Consider the following 4,412-nt stretch of genomic DNA (forward strand, 5'->3'; position numbering starts at 1 on the left):
GCCCCGGGACCTGGCGTGCCCCGGCGGCCTCGGTCGCCGACCGTTCCACCCTCACCTCGCTCCCCTTCGCCACCACCTTCAACACCGGCCATGGCCTCGGCTGGTACGAGCGGGGCCTGCGCCTCGCCGACGCGCCCTGGAACCATCTGGGGCTTCAGGACCGGCTCCCCGGCCGCCGCTGGGTCGTCCGCACGGCGGGGGCCCGGCCCGCCGTCGGCTTCGACTTCGCCGACGCCTGGCGCGGCGGCAGCAGCCTCCTCGTCGGCGGCAAGCCAGCGCTTCCCACCACCGTCGAGCTCTACGCGTCGAGACTTCCGCTGTCACCCACCACCGTGGCCGAGCTGGCCCACCGCACCGACCCCGGCTCGGCGGCCGTCCAGGTGGAGCTGGCCGTCGCCCTGGACGAGCCGGATCGTTTCACCTACCTCCCCGTGGGCACCCTCCCCGCCGGCGGCAGCGGCTGGACCACCGCCACGCTCCGCCTGACCTCCCTGCTGCGCGGCCGCGCAGCCGCCACCGCCCACGTCCTCGGTATCCGGCTCACCGCCCCGGACGGCGGAGGCGTCCGCTGGCGGCTCGGCGAGCTCGCGCTGCACGACGGCCCGCCCGTCGCGCCGGGCCGGCCGGACGCGCCGGCCGTCACCGCCGCCGCCCGCAACCCCGACGGCACGGCCGCCCTTCGCCTGACCTGGCAGCCGACCCGCCGGACCACGGACCGGACCATGGACCGGCCCACGCACCGGCCCACGCACCGGCCCACGCCCCGGGACCCCGGGCCCGTACGCCACTACGAGCTCCATCAGGTGGTGCCCGGCGGCCGGCCCCGCTTCCTCGGCGGCACCTGTGGGCATGCCTACTACGTCCCGGCGCTGCGCCGCACGGCCGACGAGCCGGTCACCCGCGTCGAGGTGCGCGCCGTGGACGAGCTGTACACCGCGTCGGCCCCCGCTTCCGTCATCCACCGCTGGTAGCACCCCTCGCGATCCCGGACCCGGACAAGGAGAGGCATGCACAACGACCGCACCATCACCGAGGCCCGGCTCAAGCGGGTCCTGGACGAGCGCATCCGCCCGGCCGTCCACCCCGAGTCGGTGCCGCTGGAGGTCTCCGTGTGGCACGCGCCCGGCGAGCCCGTGCCCGTCGCGGAGGGGCTGGCGGCGCCGCGCACCCCCGTCCCCGTGGGCACGGAGTGGGGACCGGCGTGGGGCACCAGTTGGTTCACCGTGTCCGGCGCGGTGCCGGAGGCCTGGGCGGGGCGTACGGTCGAGGCCCTGCTGGACCTGGGCTTCGACGAGAACATGCCGGGCTTCCAGTGCGAGGGCCTGGTCTACCGCCCCGACGGCTCGCCCGTGAAGGGGCTCAACCCGCGCAACCAGTGGGTGCGGATCGCGGAGCGGGCCACCGGCGGCGAGCCGGTGCTGCTGCACATCGAGGCGGCCGCCAACCCGGTGATCCTCGACTACCGCCCCTTCGTCCCCACCGAGCTGGGCGACCGTGAGACCGCCGACGACGCGCCCCGCTACCGGCTGACCCGGATGGACCTCGCCGTTTTCGACCGGACGGTGTGGGAGCTCGTCCAGGACCTCGACGTGCTGGGACAGCTGATGCACGAGCTGCCGGTGGACGCGCCCCGCCGCTGGGAGATCCTGCGGGCCGTCGAACGCGCCCTGGACGCTGTGGACCTCCAGGACGTCGGCGGTACGGCGGAACGGGCGCGCGAGCGGCTCACGGACGTCCTCGCCGCGCCCGCGCACGCCTCCGCACACCGGATCAGCGCCGTGGGACACGCGCACATCGACTCGGCGTGGCTGTGGCCACTGCGCGAGACGGTCCGCAAGGTGGCCCGGACGACCGCCAATATGACCGCGCTGCTGGAGGACGAACCGGACTTTGTCTACGCCATGTCCCAGGCGCAGCAGTTCGCCTGGATCAAGGAGCACCGGCCGGAGGTCTACGCGCGGGTGAAGAAGGCCGTCGCCGAGGGCCGCTTCGTGCCCGTGGGCGGCATGTGGGTGGAGTCCGACACGAACATGCCGGGGTCCGAGGCGCTGGCCCGGCAGTTCACCCACGGCAAGCGCTTCTTCCTGGAGGAGTTCGGGATCGAGACGGAGGAGGTGTGGCTCCCGGATTCCTTCGGCTACTCGGCGGCGCTTCCGCAACTGGTGCGACTGGCGGGCGCGAAGTGGTTCCTGACACAGAAGATCTCCTGGAGTCAGACCAACACCTTCCCCCACCACACCTTCTGGTGGGAGGGCCTGGACGGCACCCGGGTCTTCACCCACTTCCCGCCCATCGACACCTACAACTCCCAGCTCTCCGGCCAAGAGCTCGCCCATGCCGTGCGCAACTTCCGGGAGAAGGGCGGAGCGACGCGCTCGCTGGCCCCCACGGGATGGGGCGACGGCGGAGGCGGCACCACACGGGAGATGCTGGCGCGGGCGAAGAGGCTGGCGGATCTGGAGGGCTCGGCGAAGGTCGTCTTCGAGAAGCCGGCGGCGTTCTTCGAGAAGGCCCGGGCCGAGTACGCCGACGCACCGGTGTGGGTCGGCGAGCTGTATCTGGAGCTCCACCGGGCGACGCTCACCAGCCAGGCCCGGACCAAACAGGGCAACCGGCGCAGCGAGCACCTGCTGCGCGAGGCGGAGCTGTGGGCGGCGACGGCGGCGGTACGGACCGGGGCGCCGTATCCGTACGAGGCGCTGGACCGGCTGTGGAAGACGGTGCTGCTGCACCAGTTCCACGACATCCTGCCCGGCACGTCGATCGCCTGGGTGCACCGGGAGGCGGCACGGACGTACGCGGAGGTGGCCGCCGAGCTGGAGGTGCTGATCGCGGACGCGCTACGGGCGCTGGCCGGTGACGGTTCCGCGACGGTCGTCTTCAACGCGGCACCCCACGCGCGCGGTGGGGTGGCGGCGCTCGGAGCGGCGGCCGAGGAGTCGTCGACGACCCCGCCCACCACCGTGGCGCCGCGCGAGGGCGGCGGTTTCGTGCTGGACAACGGTCTGCTGACGGTCGTCGTCGACGAGCGCGGGCTGCTGGTCTCCGTGTACGACCGGCGGGCCGGACGCGAGACCCTGGCACCGGGGGCCCCCGGGAACCTCCTCCAGCTGCACCAGGACTTCCCCAACATGTGGGACGCGTGGGACGTCGACCGCTTCTACCGGAACACGGTCACCGATCTGACGGACGTCGACACGCTGGAGCTGACGGACGACGGCGCCGTCCTGCTCGTCCGAACCTTCGGCTCCTCGCGCGTCGAGCAGAGGATCACGCTGCCGGAGGGGGAGCGCCGGGTGGAGGTGGCGACGGAGGTCGACTGGCACGAGACGGAGAAGTTCCTCAAGGCCGCCTTCCCGCTGGACGTCCACACCGACCGGGTGGCGGCCGAGACCCAGTTCGGCCACCTCCACCGGCCCACGCACACCAACACCACCTGGGACGCTGCCAAGTTCGAGGCCTGCGCGCACCGGTTCCTGCATGTGGAGGAGCCGGGGTGGGGCGTGGCGCTGGTCGACGACTCGACATACGGCTACGACGTGACGCGGTCCGGTACGACCACCACCCTGCGCCTCTCCCTGCTGCGGGCCCCCCGTTTCCCGGACCCGCGCACGGACCAGGGCGTCCACCGCTTCCGCTACGCGCTGGTGCCGGGGGCGTCCGTGGGGGACGCGGTACGGGAGGGGTACCGGATCAACCTGCCGGAGCGGCGGGTTCCGGGTGAGGCGGGTGTGGAGCCCTTGGTGTCCGTGGACAACGACGCGGTCGTCGTCTCGGCGGTGAAGCTGGCGGACGACGGCAGTGGGGATGTGGTCGTGCGGATCTACGAGTCATTGGGCGGACGGGCGTCGGTCCGTCTGACGGCGGGCTTCGAGGTGGGGGAGGTCTCGGTCTGCGACCTGCTGGAACGACCGGTCGCGGCCGGGTCGGTCAGCCTGTCCCTCCGGCCGTTCGAGATCGTGACGCTGAGGCTGCGACGGGGCTGAATTCAGCCCGTTGGGGGCACCTCCCAGCGGTAGCTGGGGGAGTTTGAGGACCGGGGGTCCGGGGGCGGAGCCCCTGGAAGAAACGGTGAAAGGGCGGGACCGGGGCCGACCCAACGCGTCAACGATGCCGTACCAGCGGGAACGGGAGTGTCTCCCGAATCGACAGCCCCGTCAGGAACATGACGAGCCTGTCAACCCCGATCCCCAAACCTCCCGTCGGCGGCATCGCGTACTCCAGCGCGCGCAGGAAGTCCTCGTCCAGTTCCATCGCCTCCGGGTCGCCGCCCGCCGCCAGGAGGGACTGGGCCGTCAGGCGGCGGCGCTGCTCGACGGGGTCGATGAGCTCGGAGTACGCGGTGCCCAGTTCCGTGCCGAAGGCGACGAGGTCCCAGCGCTCGGCGAGCCGGGCGTCCGCGCGGTGGGGGC

The 4,412-nt window shown here is 72.8% G+C and carries 2 protein-coding genes and 1 pseudogene; 2 read left to right on the forward strand and 1 reads right to left on the reverse strand.

Features of this window, described 5'->3' with window-relative positions; translation table 11 throughout:
* Both K6I33_RS32360 and K6I33_RS32365 read left to right on the forward strand, forming a co-directional pair.
* Nucleotides 1-971: pseudogene (locus tag K6I33_RS32360) on the forward strand (endo-beta-N-acetylglucosaminidase); the annotation flags it as partial.
* Between the two features lie 36 nt (nucleotides 972-1,007).
* Nucleotides 1,008-3,986, forward strand: a complete 2,979-nt coding sequence (locus K6I33_RS32365; RefSeq protein ID WP_229358146.1) for a glycoside hydrolase family 38 C-terminal domain-containing protein — start codon at nucleotides 1,008-1,010, stop codon at nucleotides 3,984-3,986.
* Between the two features lie 118 nt (nucleotides 3,987-4,104).
* Here K6I33_RS32365 and K6I33_RS32370 read toward each other — a convergent pair.
* The coding region (locus K6I33_RS32370) for an amino acid--tRNA ligase-related protein (RefSeq protein ID WP_229358148.1) at nucleotides 4,105-4,412 on the reverse strand (308 nt) is incomplete at its 5' end.

The sequence above is a fragment of the Streptomyces sp. UNOB3_S3 genome, from assembly GCF_020740895.1.
In the GTDB taxonomy this organism is placed as follows: Bacteria; Actinomycetota; Actinomycetes; order Streptomycetales; family Streptomycetaceae; genus Streptomyces.